This window comes from Mycobacterium sp. ML4, from assembly GCF_054515735.1.
In genome coordinates, this window is sequence record NZ_JBTNSY010000001.1 from 114,863 (window position 1) to 133,021 (window position 18,159).

Here is an 18,159-nt window from a genome sequence, read left to right on the forward strand (position 1 = left end):
CATCAGGAAGACCGCCCTGTGCCAGCTAATATCGCTTGGGTGTCGGACGGCGAACAGCCCAAACCACGTCGGCGCCGGGGACGGCGTCGCGGTCGTGGCGGCGCGCGCCCGGCTGAGAACAATACGGACGGCCAACCGGCCGGCGACACGGCGCCCACCCCCGCCACCGCGGCCAACCGCCGGCCGCGACCGCGCCGCGCATCCGAGCGGATGCGCACCGTGCACGAAACCTCGGCCGGCGGCCTGGTCATCGACGGGCTCGACGGGCCACGCGAATCGCAGGTTGCCGCGTTGATCGGACGCATCGATCGGCGTGGCAGGATGCTGTGGTCGCTGCCCAAGGGCCACATCGAGATGGGTGAGACTGCCGAGCAGACCGCCATCCGTGAGGTCGCCGAGGAGACCGGGATCCGCGGCGGCGTGCTTGCGGTGCTGGGACGCATCGACTACTGGTTCGTCACCGACGGGCGGCGGGTGCACAAAACCGTGCACCACTATCTGATGCGGTTCTTGGGCGGGGAGCTGTGCGACGAAGACCTGGAGGTCGCCGAAGTGGCGTGGGTACCGATCCGGGAGCTGCCATCGAGGTTGGCCTACGCCGACGAACGCCGCCTGGCCGAACGGGCCGACGAGCTGATCGACAAGTTGCAGAACGACGGAGAGGAAGCACTGCCGCCGCTGCCACCGAGCGCGCCGCGGCGCCGCCCGCAGACCCACTCCCGCACCCGTCACGCCAAGGACCCCGAACCGGGCAAGAAGAACGGTCACGGGCGAGGGCCGTGACGGCGCCACGATCTCGCCGGGCCAGATTGGTGCGACTCGCCGCAGTGATCGGCATCGTGGCCGGTTTCGGGGTGTTGCTCACCGCACCCGTCACCACACCGCACGCGAACGCGGGCGAGCCCACCGCGACGCCCTTCGTCCAGGTACGGATCGATCAGGTCACTCCGGACGTCGTCACCACCACCAGCGACCCGGTCGTCACAGTCAGCGGCATGGTCACCAACATCGGCGACCGCCCGGTGCGCGACGTGATGGTCCGCCTCGAGCACGCCGCGTCCGTCACGTCCTCACCGGGGTTGCGCACGTCGCTGGACGGCAGCACCGATCAGTACGAGGCCGCCGCCGACTTCCTCACCGTGTCCCCGGAACTGCAGCGCGGTCAACAGGCCGGATTCACCCTGTCCGCGCCGCTGCGTTCGCTCGACCAGCCGTCGCTGGCCGTCGACAAGCCCGGCATTTTCCCCGTCCTGGTCAACGTCAACGGCACCCCCGACTATGGCGCGCCCGCCCGGCTGGACAATGCCCGGTTCCTGCTGCCGGTGGTCGGCGTCCCGCCGGATAAGGCCGCGGGCGCCGAAGTCGCTGCCGCCGTGGCGCCGGAAACCGGCAAGCCGGTGTGGATCACTATGCTCTGGCCGCTGGCCGACCGTCCCCGACTGGCGCCCGGCGTGCCCGGCGGCACCATACCGGTGCGCCTGGTCGACGACGAGCTGGCCAACTCCCTGGCCGGCGGCGGTCGCCTGGATACCCTGCTGTCCGCGGCGGAACTGGCCACCAGCCGCGACGTCGACCCCGACGGCGCCGTCGGGCGGGCGCTGTGCCTGGCTGTGGACCCAGACCTGATCGTCACCGTCAACGCGATGACCGCCGGCTACGTCGTGTCCAATTCCCCCGACGGACCGGCTCAACTCCCCGGCACCCCCACCCATCCGGGCACCGGCCAGGCCGCCGCGACCAACTGGCTCAACCGGCTTCGGGCCCTGGCCCACCGCACCTGCGTAGCGCCGCTGCCCTACGCCCAGGCCGACCTGGACGCGCTGCAACGGGTCAACGATCCCGGCCTGAGCTCCACGGCCACCGTCAGCGCCGGCGACATCATCGACCGCATACTGGACGTGACCTCGGTGCGCGGCACCGCCCTGTTGCCCGACGGGCCGTTGACCGGCCGCGCCGTCACCCTGCTCAACGCCAACGACGACACAGTCGCGGTCGCGGCGGCCGACCTGTCCGCTCAAGACGCCGTCGATGGCGGCGGCGCCAACGTCACGCCGCGCCGATTGTCGCCCCAGGTGGTGGAGGCGCCGTTCGATCCGGCCGTGGGGGCCGCGCTGGCCGCGGCCGGAACCAACCCGATCGTCCCGACCTATCTGGATCCCTCATTGTCCATCCGGGTCGGCCACGACTCCGCCACCGCCCGCCGCCAGGACGCCCTGGGCGCCATACTGTGGCGCAGCCTCACCCCCGAAGCCGCCCCGCGCACCCAGATCCTGGTGCCGCCGGCGGTGTGGTCATTGCAGGGCGACGACGCGCAGTTCATCCTGACGGCGCTGGCGACGTCCATCCACTCCGGTCTGGCCGTGCCGCGTCCCCTGCCCGCGCTGGTCGCCGACGCGGGCGCCCGCATCGAAACCCCGGTGCCACCCGCCGTCTACCCGTCCGAGCGGGGCAGATTCAGCGACGACGTCACCGGGCAGATCGCCGGCCAGGTGGGCCGGCTGTGGAAGCTGACCTCGGCCTTGATGACCGACGAGCGCACCGGTCTGACCGGACCTCAGTACACCGCGCCACTGCGCGAGGACATGCTGCGCGCGCTGAGCCAGTCGGTACCGCCGGACACCCGCAACGGGCTCGCCCAGCAACGCCTCGCGGTGGTCGGAACCACCATTAACGAGTTCTTCGGTTCGGTCACCATCGTCAACCCTGGCGGCTCCTACACGCTGGCCACCGAACACAGCCCGCTGCCACTCGCGTTGCACAACGGTCTGGCCGTACCCATCCGGGTGCGGCTTCAGGTCAACGCCCCGCCAGGGATGACGGTCACCGACGTCGGCGAGATCGAGTTACCGCCGGGCTACCTGCCGCTGCGGGTCCCGATCGAGGTCAATTTCACCCAGCGGGTTGCCATCGACGTCGGGCTGCGCACCCCGGACGGGACGGCGCTGGGTGAACCCGTACGGCTCTCGGTGCACTCCAACGCCTACGGCAAAGTGCTGTTCGCGATCACGCTCACGGCGGCAGCGGTCTTGGTCGCCCTGGCCGGGCGCCGACTGTGGCACCGCTTCCGCGGCCAGCCCGACCGCGCCGACCTCGACCGCCCCGACCCTCCGGCGGCCGAACACCTGCGCCCCCCGAGTAAGCGGGTGATCGAGCCGCGGGTGCACGAAGAGCACCGCGTATGAACTCCGCACCCGGGGGGGTGCAACCGGCGCCGCAGCGGCCGACGCCGCAGTCCCCTCGTCATCAGCTGTCCCAGCCGCGAAGCACCATGCCGCCGCCCGGCCTGCCGCCGCAGCCCGGCTGGACACCGCAGCAACGGCGCCCCGCGGCACCGCAGCGGCCCCGGCAGGAAGAGCTTTCCGATGCCGCGGTGGTGTCGCGGTCCTGGGGCATGGCTTTCGCCACCCTGATCAGCCGAATCACCGGTTTCGCCCGGATCGTGCTGCTGGCCGCGATTCTGGGTGCGGCGCTTTCCAGTTCGTTCTCGGTGGCCAACCAGCTGCCCAACCTGGTCGCCGCGCTGGTCCTGGAGGCGACCTTCACCGCGATCTTCGTGCCGGTGCTGGCCCGGGCGGAGCAGGACGACCCCGACGGCGGCGCGGCGTTCGTTCGCCGGCTGGTCACTCTCGCCACCAGCCTGCTGATCGTGGCCACCGTGCTGTCGGTGGCTGCGGCGCCCCTGCTGGTTCGGCTGATGCTGGGCCGCAACCCCGAGGTCAACGTGGCCCTGACCACCGCGTTCGCCTACCTGCTGCTCCCGCAGGTGCTGGTCTACGGCCTGTCCTCGGTGTTCATGGCGATTCTGAACACCCGCAACGTCTTCGGGCCGCCGGCGTGGGCGCCGGTCGTCAACAACGTCGTCGCCATCGCGACGCTGGGGATCTACCTGGCCGTGCCGGGCGAGCTGTCGGTCGATCCCGTGCAGATGGGCAACACCAAGCTGCTGGTCCTCGGTATCGGCACCACCCTCGGCGTCTTCGCGCAGACGGCGGTGCTGCTGGTGGCGATCGGACGCCAGCACATCAGCCTGCGCCCGTTGTGGGGAGTCGACGACCGGCTCAAACGATTCGGCACGATGGCCGCCGCCATGGTGCTCTACGTGCTGATCAGCCAGCTGGGACTGGTGGTCGGCAACCAGATCGCCAGCTCGGCGGCGGCGTCGGGACCGGCGATCTACAACTACACCTGGCTGGTTCTCATGCTGCCGTTCGGCATGATCGGCGTCACGATCCTGACGGTCGTGATGCCGCGGTTGAGCCGTAACGCCGCCGCCGATGACATCCCGGCAGTGCTGGCCGACCTGTCGCTGGCCACCCGGCTGACGATGATCACGCTGATCCCTGCGGTGGCTTTCATGACCGTCGGCGGACCGGCGATGGGCAGCGCGCTGTTCGCCTACGGCCACTTCGGTCAGGTGGATGCCGGATACCTGGGCGCGGCAATCGCGTTGTCGGCGTTCACGCTCATCCCCTACGCCCTGGTGTTGCTGCAGTTGCGTGTCTTCTACGCGCGCGAGGAGCCGTGGACGCCGATCGTGATCATCATCGTGATCACGTCCGTGAAGATCGCCGGCTCGCTGCTGGCGCCGCACATCACCGGCAACAAGGATCTGGTCGCCGGATACCTCGGAACGGCCAACGGGCTGGGCTTCCTGGCGGGTGCCGTCGTCGGCCATCTCCTGCTGCGGCGCAGCCTGCGCCCCAGGGGCGGCGCACTGATCGACCTCGGCACGCTGCGCACCGTCCTGGTCGCGGTGTCGGCGTCGCTGCTGGCGGGCCTGTTCGCCCACGTCGCCGACCGGTTGCTGGGACTGCACCGGTTGACCGTGCACGGCGGCATGGGCTCGCTGCTCCGCCTGTTCGTGCTGGGCGTGATCATGGTGCCGATCCTGGCCGCTGTCATGCTCGGCGCGCGCGTCCCCGAAGCGCAGGCGGCAGCAGCGGCTGTCGGGCGCCGCATCGGCCGCGTACGGTCGCTTCCCGCCACCGCCACTGTGTCGTCCGCACGTCGCGCCGTCACGTACCCTGAGCAAAGTAATTCGTCCCTGCCGGGGGGACATACGGTCCAGGAGCCGATCCGGCGCAGACCTCCGGTGGCCAGGACCGGGCTAGCGAAAGGACCGGAGGTGACCGACCGCACTTCGGATAACGCCTCACCCAGTTCGATGGCGGGCGATAGACCGCAACGGCCGCGCGCCGACGACTTCCAGCCCGACATTCCGACGCGGGGACCGCATGATCCGGCCAACAGCGGCCCGGACCTGCGCGGTCCGACGCCATTCGACGCCCCCCGCGAACGGGATGCCGAGCCGTCCCCGGACGATCTCAACCTGGTGCCCGGGGCCCGCATCGCCAACGGGCGCTACCGCCTGCTGATCTCGCACGGCGGCACTCCTCCGCTGCACTTCTGGCAGGCGCTGGATACCGCTCTCGACCGCCAGGTGGCGCTCACCTTCGTCGACCCCGAAGGCGCCCTGCCCGATGACGTCCTGCAGGAGATCCTGTCGCGAACCTTGCGACTCAGCCGGATCGACAAGCCCGGCATCGCACGCATCCTCGACGTCGTGCACACCGGATCCGGCGGTCTGGTGGTCTCGGAGTGGATCCGCGGCGGTTCGCTGCAGGAGGTCGCCGACACCTCACCGTCTCCGGTGGGGGCCATCCGGGCGATGCAGTCGCTGGCCGCGGCCGCTGATGCCGCGCACCGCGCCGGCGTCGCACTGTCCATCGACCATCCCAGCCGGGTGCGGGTCAGCATCGACGGCGACGTCGTGCTTGCCTATCCGGCAACCATGCCCGACGCCAACCCGCACGACGACATTCGCGGGATCGGCGCCTCGTTGTACGCGCTGCTGGTCAACCGGTGGCCCCTGCCGGAGTCCGGCGTGCGCAGCGGGCTCGCCCCGGCCGACCGCGACGCGAACGGGCTGCCGATCGAACCTACCGTAATCGACCGCGACATACCGTTCCAGATTTCCGCGGTCGCCGTCCGCTCGGTCCAGGAGGATGGCGGAATACGAAGTGCATCAACGCTTTTGAACTTGATGCAACAGGCCACCGCGGTGGCTGACCGGACCGAGGTGATCGGTCCGATCGCCGAGGCTGCGGCACCTGCGACGCGACGCCGAGCGGCCGAACCCGACAGCGAGGTCTACTCGCGACGGCGCCGCAACCTGCTGATCGGACTCGGCGCGGGCGCGGCCGTCCTGCTGGTTGCGCTGCTGGTGCTCGCCTCAGTGGTGAGCAAGATCTTCGGCGATGTCGGCAGCGGCATTAAAGGAGACCAGCTTGGCCTGAACAACCCGACGTCCTCGGCCGCCTCCGAATCACCCGGCACCTCGGCGCCGGCGGGCAGCGTCGTCAAACCCACCAAAGCGACCGTCTTCTCCCCGGGCGGCGACGCCGACAATCCCGGGGATGCGAACAACGCGATCGACGGCAACCCCGGCACCGCATGGCAGACCGACACCTACTCCGACGCGGTTCCCTTCCCCGGGTTCAAGAACGGGGTCGGACTGATGCTGCAGCTGCCCAAGCCGACCGTGGTCGGCGTGGTCTCCCTCGACATCTCGAGCACCGGCACCAAGGTGGAGATCCGTTCGTCGGCCTCTCCCACGCCGTCGAAGCTGGAAGACACCACGGTGCTCACGCCGGCCACCGCGCTCAAGCCCGGCCACAACACCATCCAGGTCAAGGCGTCCTCCCCGACGTCGAACCTGCTGGTCTGGATCTCCACGCTGGGCACCACCGACGGCAAGAGCCGCGCCGACATCTCAGAGGTCACCATCCAAGCCGCTTCATGATCCGGGTGAAGTGCTGGGCGGTCACCGATTGGTTACCGTCCGGCGGTGGGTTCCCGGGGAGCGGCACGTAGCGACACAGAACTGCTCGCGGCACACGCCGCCGGCGACCGCCGCGCCTTCGCCGAGCTCTTCCACCGCCACCACCGCCGGCTGTACCGGCTGGCACGCCTGTCCAGCCTGACCCGCGAAGACGCCGACGACGCGCTGCAGGACGCAATGCTCTCGGCCCACCGGAGTGCAGCCAGATTCCGCGAGGATGCCGCGGTCAGCACCTGGTTGCACCGCATCGTGCTCAACGCCTGCCTGGATCGGCTCCGGCGTGCCCGCGCCAAGCCCACGGTTCCCATCCGCGACGAATACCCGGTGGCCGACCGCAGCGGCCAGGTGGAAACGGCGATCCTGGTGCAGCGGGCGTTGCAGCAACTGCCGGTACAACAGCGCGCGGCCATCGTCGCCGTCGACATGCAGGGTTACTCCATTGCCGAGACCGCGCGGCTGCTCGGGGTGCCCGAGGGCACCGTCAAGAGCCGCTGCGCCCGGGGCCGGGCCCGCCTCGCGCACCTGCTCGGCTACCTCGAGGTGATCGGGGCCGGTTAGCCGGCGCCGCGGGCGCCTCCGGCCTGCGGTAACCGGGCCGTCCTCACGGCCCGCACGTCCATGGCGGACACTGGGTGCGATGAGTTCAGCCGAGGACGCGGACCCGCCGTTGACTGTTGAGGTCCTCGCCGACCTGCAGGCGGGTCTGCTCGATGACGAGACCGCCGAGCGCGTTCGCCGGCGAATCCGCGCCGACCCCCGGGCGGCGGCGGCGCTCGAGGCACTTCACCGGGTGCGCCGCGACGTCACCGCCGCCGGTGCGGCGCCGGCGCCGCAGGCACCCCCGGAGGTCGTGGAACGAATCGCCGAGTCACTGACCGGCGCGGGGGCCGCCCACGCCGCCCGCCCGCCGCTGCGACCGGCCCGCATCGCCGCCGGTGTCGCCGGCCTGGGCGCGGTGGTGGCAGCCGTCGGTCTGGGCACCGCGGCGCTGCTCGGCGAGCCGGACTCCGCGCCCAGCGCGGCGGTCACCGCCGATCACATCACCGTGTCCACACCGGTCCCGGTGATCCCGCTGTCCGACCCGGAGATACGTGAGCTGACCCGTCGTCCGCCGGATTTCGGTGCGCTCGCCAACGCCTCCCTGCGAGCGTCCTGCCTCGGCGGACTGGGCTACCCGGCGACCGAAGAGGTGCTCGGCGCCCGGCCCGTCGAAGTCAACGCCCGCCCGGGTGTGCTGCTGGTGATGCGAGGCGACACTTCCGACACCCTGGTGGCCTACGCAGTGGCGCAGAACTGCAGCGCCGCCGACACCGGGTTGCTGGCGACTACTGCCATTCCGCGCGCGTAAGCCGCGCTTCAGTGTCGTGCGTCGCACCCGGGAACACCCGCGCCTACGCTGGCGTTCGTAGGATTTGCAGATCACGCTCCGATCAGCTTTCGCTCCGAAAGGCAGGCATGACCGCTTCCTCAGACACCATCCACGACGTCATCGTCATCGGTTCCGGTCCCGCCGGCTACACCGCGGCGCTGTATACCGCTCGCGCGCAGCTCAAGCCGCTCGTCTTCGAGGGCACTTCGTTCGGCGGGGCGCTGATGACCACCACCGAGGTGGAGAACTATCCCGGATTCCGCGACGGCATCACCGGCCCCGAGCTGATGGAGCAGATGCGCGAGCAGGCGCTGCGGTTCGGGGCGGACCTGCGCATGGAAGACGTCGAGTCGGTGTCGCTGGACGGTCCGGTCAAATCAGTCGTGACCGCCGACAGCGAGACGTTCCGGGCCCGCGCGGTCATCCTGGCGATGGGAGCCGCGGCGCGCTACCTGCACGTACCCGGCGAGCAGGAACTGCTGGGCCGCGGCGTGAGCTCGTGTGCCACCTGCGACGGATTCTTCTTCCGCGACCAGGACATCGCCGTCATCGGCGGCGGCGACTCCGCGATGGAGGAGGCCACCTTCTTGACCCGCTTCGCCCGCAGCGTGACCCTGGTGCACCGCCGCGAAGAGTTCCGCGCCTCCAAGATCATGCTCAACCGGGCCGAGGCCAACGAGAAGATCACCATCCTGACCAACAAGGCCGTGCTGGGTGTCGACGGCGACACCACGGTCACCGGGCTGCGCCTGCGCGACACCGTCACCGGAGAGGAATCCGCCCTGGCGGTAACCGGCGTCTTCGTCGCGATCGGCCACGAACCTCGCTCGGCGCTGGTGCGCGATGCGGTAGAGCTGGACCCCGACGGCTACGTCCTGGTGCAGGGCCGCACCACCAGCACCTCGCTGGAGGGCGTGTTCGCCGCCGGCGACCTGGTGGACCGCACCTACCGGCAGGCCATCACCGCCGCGGGCAGCGGCTGTGCGGCCGCCATCGACGCCGAACGGTGGCTGGCCGATCACGAAGCGACCGGACCGGCCGACACTACCGAGTTGATTGGAGCACAGCGATGAGTGAGAAATCCGGCACGATCGAAGTTTCCGACGCTTCCTTCTCCACCGACGTGCTGTCCAGCAATAAGCCTGTGCTGGTTGATTTTTGGGCGACGTGGTGCGGACCGTGCAAGATGGTGGCTCCGGTGCTGGAAGAAATCGCCGCCGAACGGTCCGCGGACCTCACGATCGCCAAGCTGGACGTGGACGCCAACCCCCAGACGGCCCGCGACTTCCAGGTTGTCTCGATCCCGACGCTGATTCTTTTCAAGGACGGCGAACCGGTGAAGCGGATCGTCGGCGCCAAGGGTAAGGCGGCTTTGCTGCGCGAGCTGGCCGACGCCGTTCCCAACCTGGGCTGACCGGCGGTCGCACGCAATTCTCGTGCAGGAAACAGGCGCCCGATTGGCCTGGGGTTTTCTCGAAATGGACGAGGTCTGCGACAATATCGGTTAACTGCGCTGCTTTTAGCAGCGATGTCAATTAGTACCGGAGGGCCCTTGGTATGCCGAGTCCGCGCCGCGAAGACGGCGACGCGCTGCGCTGTGGCGACCGCGGTGCAGCTGTCACCGAGATCCGGGCGGCGCTGGCCGCGCTGGGAATGCTGGAGCACTCCGACGACGACCTGACCACCGGCCGGCATGTCGCGGCTGACGTGTTCGACGGCGAACTCGATCACGCCGTGCGCGCTTTTCAGCAGCATCGTGGGCTACTGGTTGACGGCGTGGTGGGCGAGGCGACCTACCGTGCACTGAAGGAAGCCTCCTACCGGCTGGGCGCCCGCACCCTGTATCACCAGTTCGGTGCGCCGCTGTACGGCGACGACGTGGCGACGCTGCAGGCCCGGCTGCAAGACCTCGGTTTCTACACCGGGCTGGTCGACGGACATTTCGGCTTGCAAACTCACAACGCGTTGATGTCCTATCAACGCGAGTACGGCCTGTCCGCGGACGGTATCTGCGGCCCGGAAACGTTGCGGTCCTTGTACTTTCTGAGCTCGCGAGTAAGCGGCGGTTCGCCGCACGCGATTCGCGAGGAGGAGCTGGTGCGCAGTTCGGGGCCCAAGCTGTCGGGTAAACGGATCATCATCGACCCGGGTCGTGGCGGAAGCGACCACGGTCTGATCACCCAAGGCCCGGCGGGCCCGATAAGTGAAGCAGACGTGTTGTGGGACTTGGCAAGTCGACTCGAAGGCCGGATGACAGCCATCGGCATGGAGACCTTCCTGTCGCGGCCCACCAATCGCAGCCCGTCGGACGCCGAACGTGCCGCCACCGCGAATTCCGTTGGCGCAGATCTGATGATCAGCCTGCGCTGCGAGACCCAGACCAGTCCGTCGGCCAACGGTGTCGCGTCGTTTCACTTCGGGAATTCGCACGGCTCGGTGTCCACCATCGGGCGCAACCTCGCCGACTTCATTCAGCGGGAAGTGGTGGCTCGCACCGGATTACAGGACTGCCGGGTACACGGGCGAACGTGGGATCTGTTGCGGCTGACCAGGATGCCGACCGTTCAGGTGGACGTCGGTTACATCACCAACCCCGGCGACCGCGAGATGCTGATCTCGTCACAGAGCCGGGACGCCATCGCCGAGGGCATTCTCGCCGCGGTCAAGCGGCTCTACCTGTTGGGCAAAAACGACCGGCCTACCGGCACTTTCACTTTCGCCGAACTGCTGGCCCATGAATTGTCCGTAGAGCGCGAGCGGGCGAGTAGGCTCAGCGGCTCGTAAACCCCGGGGTCCCACCCGGCGCGGACGCCGGGGAAGAAGCCGCACCCACCGGTTGCTGCAACTGAGCGTTTTCCAGCAGCCGCTCCAGCGCCGCCTCGACCTCGGCCTTCCACCCGAGCCCCTTGTCCAGTTCAAGGCGCAGCCGTGGAAAGTAGGGATGCGGTGCGACCACCACAAACCCGGCGTCGATCAAGAAGTCAGCGTCGATGATGCAGTGTTCCACCGAGCAGTCTCCGAGGGCTTCCAGTACCGGACGGACGTCGTCGTCGACCGGCTCCTGCAACTTGGTGGCCGCCTGGGTGCGCCCGAAAGCCTCCAGCGCGCGCACACCGCGGCGCACCAATTCGTCGATGACGCCGGTGATCAGGTGGTGCGGCAGATCGTCGTCGGCCTGCCCACGCTCGATACCCATGGAGGTCAACAGCACGGCATCCGCCGAAACGGGAGCGGTGGGAAAGCGGCTGGCGCGCGGCACCGCGCGCGGCGGCGCATAGAGAACGTACCCCAGGCAAGGCGGATCGGCCTGGCTTCGCTCATCGGGAATTGCTGTCGCGACCTGCCCACAGGACCCCCACTCCAGCATCACCATCGAAAGCCAGGCTTCCTTCTCGAACTCCGGGTCGGCGAGATGGTCGTCCTTGCCGAGGGTGGCCGGATCGACTTCCCAAAAAACGCAGCGACGCGCATGCTTGGGAAGCTGCTCGAAGGCCTCGAGCCGCAGCGCTGTAATCCGAGCTGACACTAGTCTCCTAGCCTCCGTGCGGTACCCGAGCCCATCGCCTCACTCCTGCGCGGGCTTGGGCCCGCTCCTCACAGTGCGAGGCTTCTCCTGTGTCCCGCCCACGTCTCGGGACATTGCCTGACAATGCGATCTAACTGACTCCTCCGCAGCCGGATGCGCATCGACAACCCCTCCAGAATAGGAGAGTCGGTCGCTTCACGGCCAGTGTTGACCACCCAACTCCCGCATTCGCGATTGGCCCGGGCCGGCCGCGGCCCAACTAGGGTCCGGACTCGCGCCGCCGGCGGTCAATCCTCGAATTACCTTGATTCACAACAACTTCCCGTGAGGTGCACTAGCCGACCGGGGACGTTTCCCGACTCCGCAGCGGCTGAGTGTCACAGTGACGTAATTACAGGATATGACCCGGTCATCCCTTTTCACGGCTTGTTTGCGGTCATCAGATCGATGATCCGTTGCAGGTCCTCGACTGAACCGAACTCCACCACGATCTTGCCCTTCCGTTTGCCCAGCGCGACCGTCACCCGGGTATCGAAGGCGTTCGACAGCCGCTCAGCAACATCTTGCAGGCCGGGCATCTGAATGGGCTTGCGCCGCGGCGGCGTCGGTGTGGCTCCGCCTCCGCGGTTTGCCAGCGTCACCGCCTCCTCGGTGGCCCGCACCGAGAGTCCCTCCGCAACGATGCGGGTCGCCAACTCCTCCTGTGCCTCCGGGCCGGCGTCCAGCGACAGCAGCGCCCGGGCATGACCGGCCGACAGCACTCCCGCGGCCACCCGCCGCTGCACCGGGATGGGCAATTTGAGCAGCCGGATCATGTTGGTGATAAGCGGACGTGACCGTCCGATGCGGGCGGCGAGTTCGTCGTGGGTGACCCCGAACTCGTCGAGCAACTGCTGGTATGCCGCCGCCTCTTCCAACGGGTTCAGCTGGACTCGGTGGATGTTTTCCAGCAGGGCGTCGCGCAGAAGATTGTCGTCTCCGGTCTCCCGCACGATCGCCGGAATCGTCGACAGGCCGGCCTCTTGGGCGGCTCGCCAACGGCGCTCCCCCATCACGATTTGGTAGCGCGCTCCACTTTGCGAGCCGGGCACCTCGCGAACAACAATCGGCTGCAGTAACCCGAACTCACGGATCGAGTGCACCAGCTCCGACAGTGCCTCGTCGTCGAAGACCTGCCGGGGCTGACGCGGATTGGGTTCGATATCCGACGGCGCGATCTCCCGGTACACCGCACCCATCACAGCAGCATCGGGAAGCGGGCCGCCGATGACGACGTCGGCGGCGGCCGACCCCATTCGGGGTCCGAATGTCGAGGCATCACCCTCGACCGGGCCGGTGGGGATCAGCGACGCCAACCCGCGGCCGAGACCGCCTTTTCTGCGTGACGGATTGGTCATGACTTATCCCCTCCCGGCTGGTGGTCGATCGCGCTGCGCGAGTTCACGGCTGGCGTCGAGGTAGCTCATGGCGCCACGCGAACCGGGATCGTATTCGATGATCGTCATGCTGTAGCCCGGCGCCTCCGACACCTTCACGCTGCGTGGAATGACGGTCCGCAGCACCTTATCCCCGAAATACCGGCGTACCTCCTCAGCTACCTGGTCGGCGAGCTTGGTCCTGCCGTCATACATGGTGAGGATGACGGTGGTGACATCCAGCCTGGGATTGAGGTGTGCCTTCACCATGTCGATATTGCGCATCAGTTGCGACACACCTTCGAGCGCGTAGTACTCGCACTGAATAGGTATCAACACCTCTGGCGCGGCGACGAGCGCGTTGATGGTCAGTAGGCCCAACGAGGGCGGGCAGTCGATGAAGACGTAATCGAAGTCGAACTCGTCCAACTCCGCCAGGGCATTGCGGAGCCGATTCTCCCGGGCCACCATGCTGACGAGTTCGATCTCGGCCCCCGCCAGATCGATCGTGGCCGGCACACAGAACAACCGTTCGCTGTGCGGGCTGCGACGCAACGCCTCCCGTAGGGAGACCTCGCCGATGAGTACTTCGTACGACGACGGCGTGCCCGACTGACGATCAGCGATCCCCAACGCGGTACTGGCGTTGCCCTGCGGGTCAAGATCGATCACCAGAGTTCTCAGCCCCTGGATAGCCAACGCGGCGGCCAGGTTGACCGCGGTCGTGGTCTTGCCTACCCCACCCTTCTGGTTCGCGATGGTGAACACTCGCCGCTGGCGTGGTCGTGGCAGGGGTTCGTAAGTGGTGTGGAGCACCCGCATCGCACGTTCGGCGGCGGCGCCGATCGGTGTATCGAACTCGGTTGATGTTTCACGTGAAACATTCACCGTGGGATTGTGCACCCTATCTCCCGTCGCCGCTACCCCGACCGCCGCTTGCGGCGCCGGCAGCTGCGCCTCCGCCACAACGACCTCCGCCGGAACCCGAGCCTCGTCGGCTGCCGGAGCTGCCGGCGTCACCGCAGGCACGCTTCCGGCACCGCGAAACAACTTCATCCCACTCACTTCGCCACCCGCCGGTTTCGCTGCGGCAGCACGCCGCGCCGCGCCACGACCGCGGTCGCGGGGTGCTCCAAATACTTCACGCCACACGTCACCACCCTGACATCGACCGCCCCTGAAGCGGACATCACACGCCGGTGCTCCTGGACTTCGTCAGGAGCCCGCTCCCCTTTGATGGCGATCATCAATCCGTGTTGCCTCAGCAACGGCATACTCCACTTCGTCAGCTTGTCCAGTCCCGCAACGGCCCGGGACACTACTGCGTCCGTTCCACCCAATCGCTGCCGCACCGCAAGCTCCTCGGCGCGGCCTCGTACGACCTCCGCCGGTACTTTGAGTTCATCGACTACTTCACGAAGGAACGCGCTGCGCCGCAGCAACGGCTCCAGCAGCACGATGTGTAAATCCGGCCGTGCGATCGCCAGCGGTATCCCCGGCAGACCTGCTCCGCTACCGACGTCCACCACCCGAGATTCAGGAGCCAGGAGCTCCTCGACAACGGCGGAGTTCAAGATATGCCGTTCCCAGATCCGGCTAACTTCCCGCGGTCCAAGCAATCCTCGTTCCACCCCGTCCGTCGCCAAGATCTCCGCGTAGCGTACGGCCACGCCAAGACGCGGCCCGAAGATCTCGGCTGCCGAGACCGGCGCATCGACCGACTGTGCCGGCTCGTTCGGCTGGGACGGACAGTCATGTTTCACGTGAAACATTCCTCCCGCTCTTCCGAAATTTTCACGCGGCGACGAGCTCTGGAACTACACGCCTGTAACTCCTGGGATCACGGCACGGTCACACCACATCACGGCACGGTCACCCATGGTCACGAATCAGTCACGCAGCACAACAACCCGACGAGACGGCTCCACGCCCTCGCTCTCGCTGTGCACGCCCGGCACCGCCGCCACGGCGTCATGCACGATCTTGCGCTCAAACGGCGTCATCGGTGACAGCGCCTCGCGCTCGCCTGTTTCCGCCACCCGGCGCGCCACCTTGTCACCCAACGACGCCAACTCTTCGCGACGCCGCCGACGCCAGCTAGCGATGTCGAGCATCAGCCGGCTACGCACCCCGGTCTTCTGGTGCACCGCGAGGCGGGTGAGCTCCTGTAGGGCATCGAGTACTTCCCCGCCGCGACCGACCAACTTGTTCAAGTCGTCGCTGCCGTCGATGCTGACCACGGCACGGTTGCCCTCGACGTCCAGATCGATGTCACCGTCGAAGTCCAACAGGTCCAGCAGCTCTTCCAGGTAGTCCCCGGCGATCTCGCCTTCGGCGACCAAGCGCTCTTCGAGATCGTCCGATTCATCGGCCTCGTCATCTTCGGCGCCCTTCGCGGTCGTGTCCGACTCGAGGTCCGATTCGAGTTCAGTCGTGTCAGCGTCCGTCATGGCTTCCTCTCCCCTCATCCACGGGTTGGTGTTCGCGGCGTCGCGCCGCGGTTGTCTTGCTGGGTGTTCATGGGGATGTCCAGCGAGGTGGACCGCCCCGGCAAGTTCCGGCGCGTCGGCTACCGTCGGCGCTTCTTCGGCCGTGCTCCGGGCCGCGGCGCTCGGCCCGGACCGCTACTTCGGTTCGACGAGTTGGCTTTGTTCGCGGGAGCCTGCGGCGCCTTGGGTGTCGGCTTGTCCTCGACCGCATCGTCGGCCACGGCCTCCCCCACATCGGCCGGGCCCGACTCCCCGGACTCGGTGTCGACAGCCTGTCCGCTGCCGGCCGCCGAAGCCGTTCGGGGCCGCTTGGGCTTGGCGCCGGGCGCTGGCGCGTTCGCCGCCCGGCGTGCGAGTGCCTCTTGCTTCTTGGCGTCGTCTTCTTTTTCGATCATCCCGAAGACGTAGTGCTGCTGGCCGAACGTCCAGATGTTGTTGGCGAACCAGTACAAGATGATGGCCAGCGGCAGGAAAGGACCACCGACTACCACGCCCAAGGGAAAGACGTACAGCGCCAGCTTGTTCATCATCGCCGTTTGCGGGTTCGCCGCCGCCTCGGGACTCTGCCGGGCCACCGAGGCGCGGCTGTTGAAGTAGGTCGCGACTCCGGCCAGGATCATCACCGGAACTCCGACCGCGATCACCGCGGGCCGGCTGAAGTGTTCGAACGCATCCAACCCGCCGCGTTGCGTCATCGACGCCCCGATCGGCGCCCCGAACAGGTTGGCTTTCAAAAAGTTCTGCACATCGATCGCGGTGAAAACGTAGTTCCCGATGAGCTTGTTCTGCTCCACCGACATCGACTGCAGCCCGATCCCGCCCGTCGTGCGGTTGAAGGAGCGCAGCACGTGGTAGAGCCCCAGGAAAACCGGGATCTGCGCCAGCATCGGCAAGCAGCCCAGGATCGGATTGAATCCGTGTTCACGCTGCAGCTTCTGCATCTCCAAGGCCATCCGCTGCCGGTCTTTGCCGTACTTCTTCTGCAGAGCCTTGATCTGCGGCTGCAGTTCCTGCATCTGCCGGGTGGTCCGGATCTGACGAACGAACGGCTTGTACAGCAGCGCCCGCAACGTGAAAACAAGGAACATCACCGACAGTGCCCAGGCGAAGAAGTTATCCGGACCCAGCAGGAATGCGAACGCCTTGTACCAGAGCCACATGATCCATGACACCGGGTAGTAGACGAAGTCCAGGCTGAAGAAATCAAACAACAGAGTCACTCTCCCCTTGCTTCGCCGAGTGGTCCTCGACCACACCAGCCGATACGTCCACGTGGACCGGGCACCCACGGCGCTCCGGAATCGGATCCCATCCTCCCCGATGCCAGGGGCCACACTTGGCGAGCCGGGCTACCGTCAGCCAAGTCCCGCGGAGAAGTCCGTACTCGGCAAGCGCGTCGACGGCGTATTGACTGCAGGTAGGAATGAACCGGCACGACGGTGGGCGCAGCGGCGACACCATGTGCCGGTAGAGCTCGATCAGGTAGATCAACCCCCGCGCAACCGCGGTGCCTACCGCACCACGCGACCGAACCAGGGCTACCGGGTCGCTCATCGAGCCGCTCACCGCTCGGTACCCGCCAGTTCGAACGCGCGCCGCAACCCGCTCCGCAACTGCTCCCCCAACCACGCCGACGACACGTTCCGGCTGCTGGGTAATGCGCGGATCACCACACGATCACGCGGATGCAACCTCTCCACCATCGGACGCGCGACATGCCGTAGGCGCCGTGCCACGCGGTGCCGTTGCACCGCGGTGCCGACGCGCTTGGCGATGATCAGGCCGACCCGTGGCCCCTGGCTGTCTTCCCGCTCACCCGCCCGACGGACGTGCACGATGACGTCGGGCTGCACCGTGCGCATCCCATACTTCACCGTCGCGTCAAACTCGGTCGACCGCCTCATGCGGTTCCGTGCGGAAAGCACCGCTGGAAACCCGAATTGCGATCAGGCAGTTAGAGCGCGGCGACCCTTAGCACGCCGGTTGGAAACAATGGCACGCCCGGCACGGGTGCGCATCCGCAGCCGAAATCCATGAACGCGGGCACGCCGCCGATTGTTCGGCTGGAAAGTCCGCTTGCCCTTGGCCACCGCGTTCTCCTCGCTGTGTATGGCATAAACAGTCCGCCCGCTGATACTCACTCGTGGGCGAAGGTGTTCTCGCTTGCTGGCCGGCGCGGTCCCCGGGAATACTGATTCCGGGTCGCAGCCGTATCGCCGACGTTCGGGCGACTGTTCGAGGGTACTGACGAGGCTTCGCCTGGTCAAACCTCGCCCGCCCCAACTGACTCAGAACAATCAACCAGCTCGCGCAGACCGCGCTATCCCAGGACACCGCCGGATCGCAGGATCATGAAGAACGCCAGCAGAATACAAAGAACTGTTGGCAGCCGCAGCGAAAACTGTTAGCTTCGGGCGGGGTAGTTTCCAAGCCGATACGAACTTGGAACTCTGTCGACAATGACACTGAAGCGAGGATGGCGGATCGACTAGCTGATCGGACAATCTCATGGTTGTCTA

Annotated in this window: 17 protein-coding genes; 8 read left to right on the forward strand and 9 right to left on the reverse strand. The window is 67.4% G+C overall.

What is annotated here, in order from left to right; translation table 11 throughout:
* The first annotated feature begins 39 nt into the window (after positions 1-39).
* The 8 genes from ACX9NE_RS00475 to ACX9NE_RS00510 all read left to right on the forward strand — a co-directional run bounded on the left by ACX9NE_RS00475 (position 40) and on the right by ACX9NE_RS00510 (position 10,994).
* On the forward strand, positions 40-783 hold the full coding sequence (locus ACX9NE_RS00475; protein ID WP_459360261.1) for an NUDIX hydrolase: 744 nt from the start codon (positions 40-42) through the stop codon (positions 781-783).
* Entirely contained in the window at positions 780-3,182 is a 2,403-nt protein-coding gene (locus ACX9NE_RS00480; protein ID WP_459360260.1) for a hypothetical protein, read from the forward strand. Before ACX9NE_RS00475 ends, ACX9NE_RS00480 begins: the two co-directional genes overlap by 4 nt.
* 101 nt (positions 3,183-3,283) lie before the next feature.
* Positions 3,284-6,802 carry a murein biosynthesis integral membrane protein MurJ gene (gene murJ, locus ACX9NE_RS00485; RefSeq protein ID WP_459360361.1) on the forward strand — a complete coding sequence of 1,173 codons (3,519 nt, stop codon included), beginning with the start codon at positions 3,284-3,286 and terminating at the stop codon, positions 6,800-6,802.
* Between the two features lie 45 nt (positions 6,803-6,847).
* Positions 6,848-7,399: an RNA polymerase sigma factor SigM gene (sigM, locus tag ACX9NE_RS00490; RefSeq protein WP_459360259.1), complete on the forward strand. Its 552-nt coding sequence runs from the start codon at positions 6,848-6,850 to the stop codon at positions 7,397-7,399.
* 79 nt (positions 7,400-7,478) lie between these two features.
* Positions 7,479-8,189: a hypothetical protein gene (locus ACX9NE_RS00495; protein ID WP_459360258.1), complete on the forward strand. Its 711-nt coding sequence runs from the start codon at positions 7,479-7,481 to the stop codon at positions 8,187-8,189.
* A 107-nt stretch (positions 8,190-8,296) separates the two neighbouring features.
* Complete coding sequence (gene trxB, locus ACX9NE_RS00500; protein WP_459360257.1) at positions 8,297-9,283, forward strand: thioredoxin-disulfide reductase; 987 nt, start codon at positions 8,297-8,299, stop codon at positions 9,281-9,283.
* Entirely contained in the window at positions 9,280-9,624 is a 345-nt protein-coding gene (trxA, locus tag ACX9NE_RS00505; RefSeq protein ID WP_459360256.1) for a thioredoxin, read from the forward strand. Before trxB ends, trxA begins: the two co-directional genes overlap by 4 nt.
* A 143-nt stretch (positions 9,625-9,767) precedes the next feature.
* Positions 9,768-10,994 (forward strand): N-acetylmuramoyl-L-alanine amidase, encoded by a 1,227-nt coding sequence (locus ACX9NE_RS00510; RefSeq protein WP_459360255.1) that lies wholly within the window; start codon positions 9,768-9,770, stop codon positions 10,992-10,994.
* Here ACX9NE_RS00510 and ACX9NE_RS00515 read toward each other — a convergent pair.
* The 9 genes from ACX9NE_RS00515 to rpmH form a co-directional block, all read right to left on the reverse strand.
* The gene (locus tag ACX9NE_RS00515; protein ID WP_459360254.1) at positions 10,981-11,736 is read right to left on the reverse strand and encodes an acetyltransferase; all 756 of its coding nucleotides are present in this window, start codon (positions 11,734-11,736) and stop codon (positions 10,981-10,983) included. The genes ACX9NE_RS00510 and ACX9NE_RS00515 overlap by 14 nt on opposite strands.
* Positions 11,737-12,155: 419 nt before the next feature.
* On the reverse strand, positions 12,156-13,133 hold the full coding sequence (locus ACX9NE_RS00520; protein ID WP_459360253.1) for a ParB/RepB/Spo0J family partition protein: 978 nt from the start codon (positions 13,131-13,133) through the stop codon (positions 12,156-12,158).
* 3 nt (positions 13,134-13,136) lie between these two features.
* The gene (locus ACX9NE_RS00525) at positions 13,137-14,207 is read right to left on the reverse strand and encodes a ParA family protein (RefSeq protein ID WP_459360252.1); all 1,071 of its coding nucleotides are present in this window, start codon (positions 14,205-14,207) and stop codon (positions 13,137-13,139) included.
* Between the two features lie 5 nt (positions 14,208-14,212).
* A complete protein-coding gene (gene rsmG / locus ACX9NE_RS00530; protein ID WP_459360251.1) occupies positions 14,213-14,923 on the reverse strand; it encodes a 16S rRNA (guanine(527)-N(7))-methyltransferase RsmG in 711 nt (236 codons plus the stop codon).
* A 117-nt stretch (positions 14,924-15,040) separates the two neighbouring features.
* Complete coding sequence (locus tag ACX9NE_RS00535; protein WP_459360250.1) at positions 15,041-15,601, reverse strand: Jag family protein; 561 nt, start codon at positions 15,599-15,601, stop codon at positions 15,041-15,043.
* A gap of 119 nt (positions 15,602-15,720) precedes the next feature.
* Positions 15,721-16,860 (reverse strand): membrane protein insertase YidC, encoded by a 1,140-nt coding sequence (gene yidC / locus ACX9NE_RS00540; RefSeq protein ID WP_459360249.1) that lies wholly within the window; start codon positions 16,858-16,860, stop codon positions 15,721-15,723.
* The gene (gene yidD / locus ACX9NE_RS00545; protein ID WP_459360248.1) at positions 16,844-17,194 is read right to left on the reverse strand and encodes a membrane protein insertion efficiency factor YidD; all 351 of its coding nucleotides are present in this window, start codon (positions 17,192-17,194) and stop codon (positions 16,844-16,846) included. Before yidD ends, yidC begins: the two co-directional genes overlap by 17 nt.
* 8 nt (positions 17,195-17,202) lie before the next feature.
* The gene (rnpA, locus tag ACX9NE_RS00550; protein ID WP_459360247.1) at positions 17,203-17,565 is read right to left on the reverse strand and encodes a ribonuclease P protein component; all 363 of its coding nucleotides are present in this window, start codon (positions 17,563-17,565) and stop codon (positions 17,203-17,205) included.
* 21 nt (positions 17,566-17,586) lie between these two features.
* The gene (gene rpmH / locus ACX9NE_RS00555) at positions 17,587-17,730 is read right to left on the reverse strand and encodes a 50S ribosomal protein L34 (protein WP_082986523.1); all 144 of its coding nucleotides are present in this window, start codon (positions 17,728-17,730) and stop codon (positions 17,587-17,589) included.
* Positions 17,731-18,159: the final 429 nt, after the last annotated feature.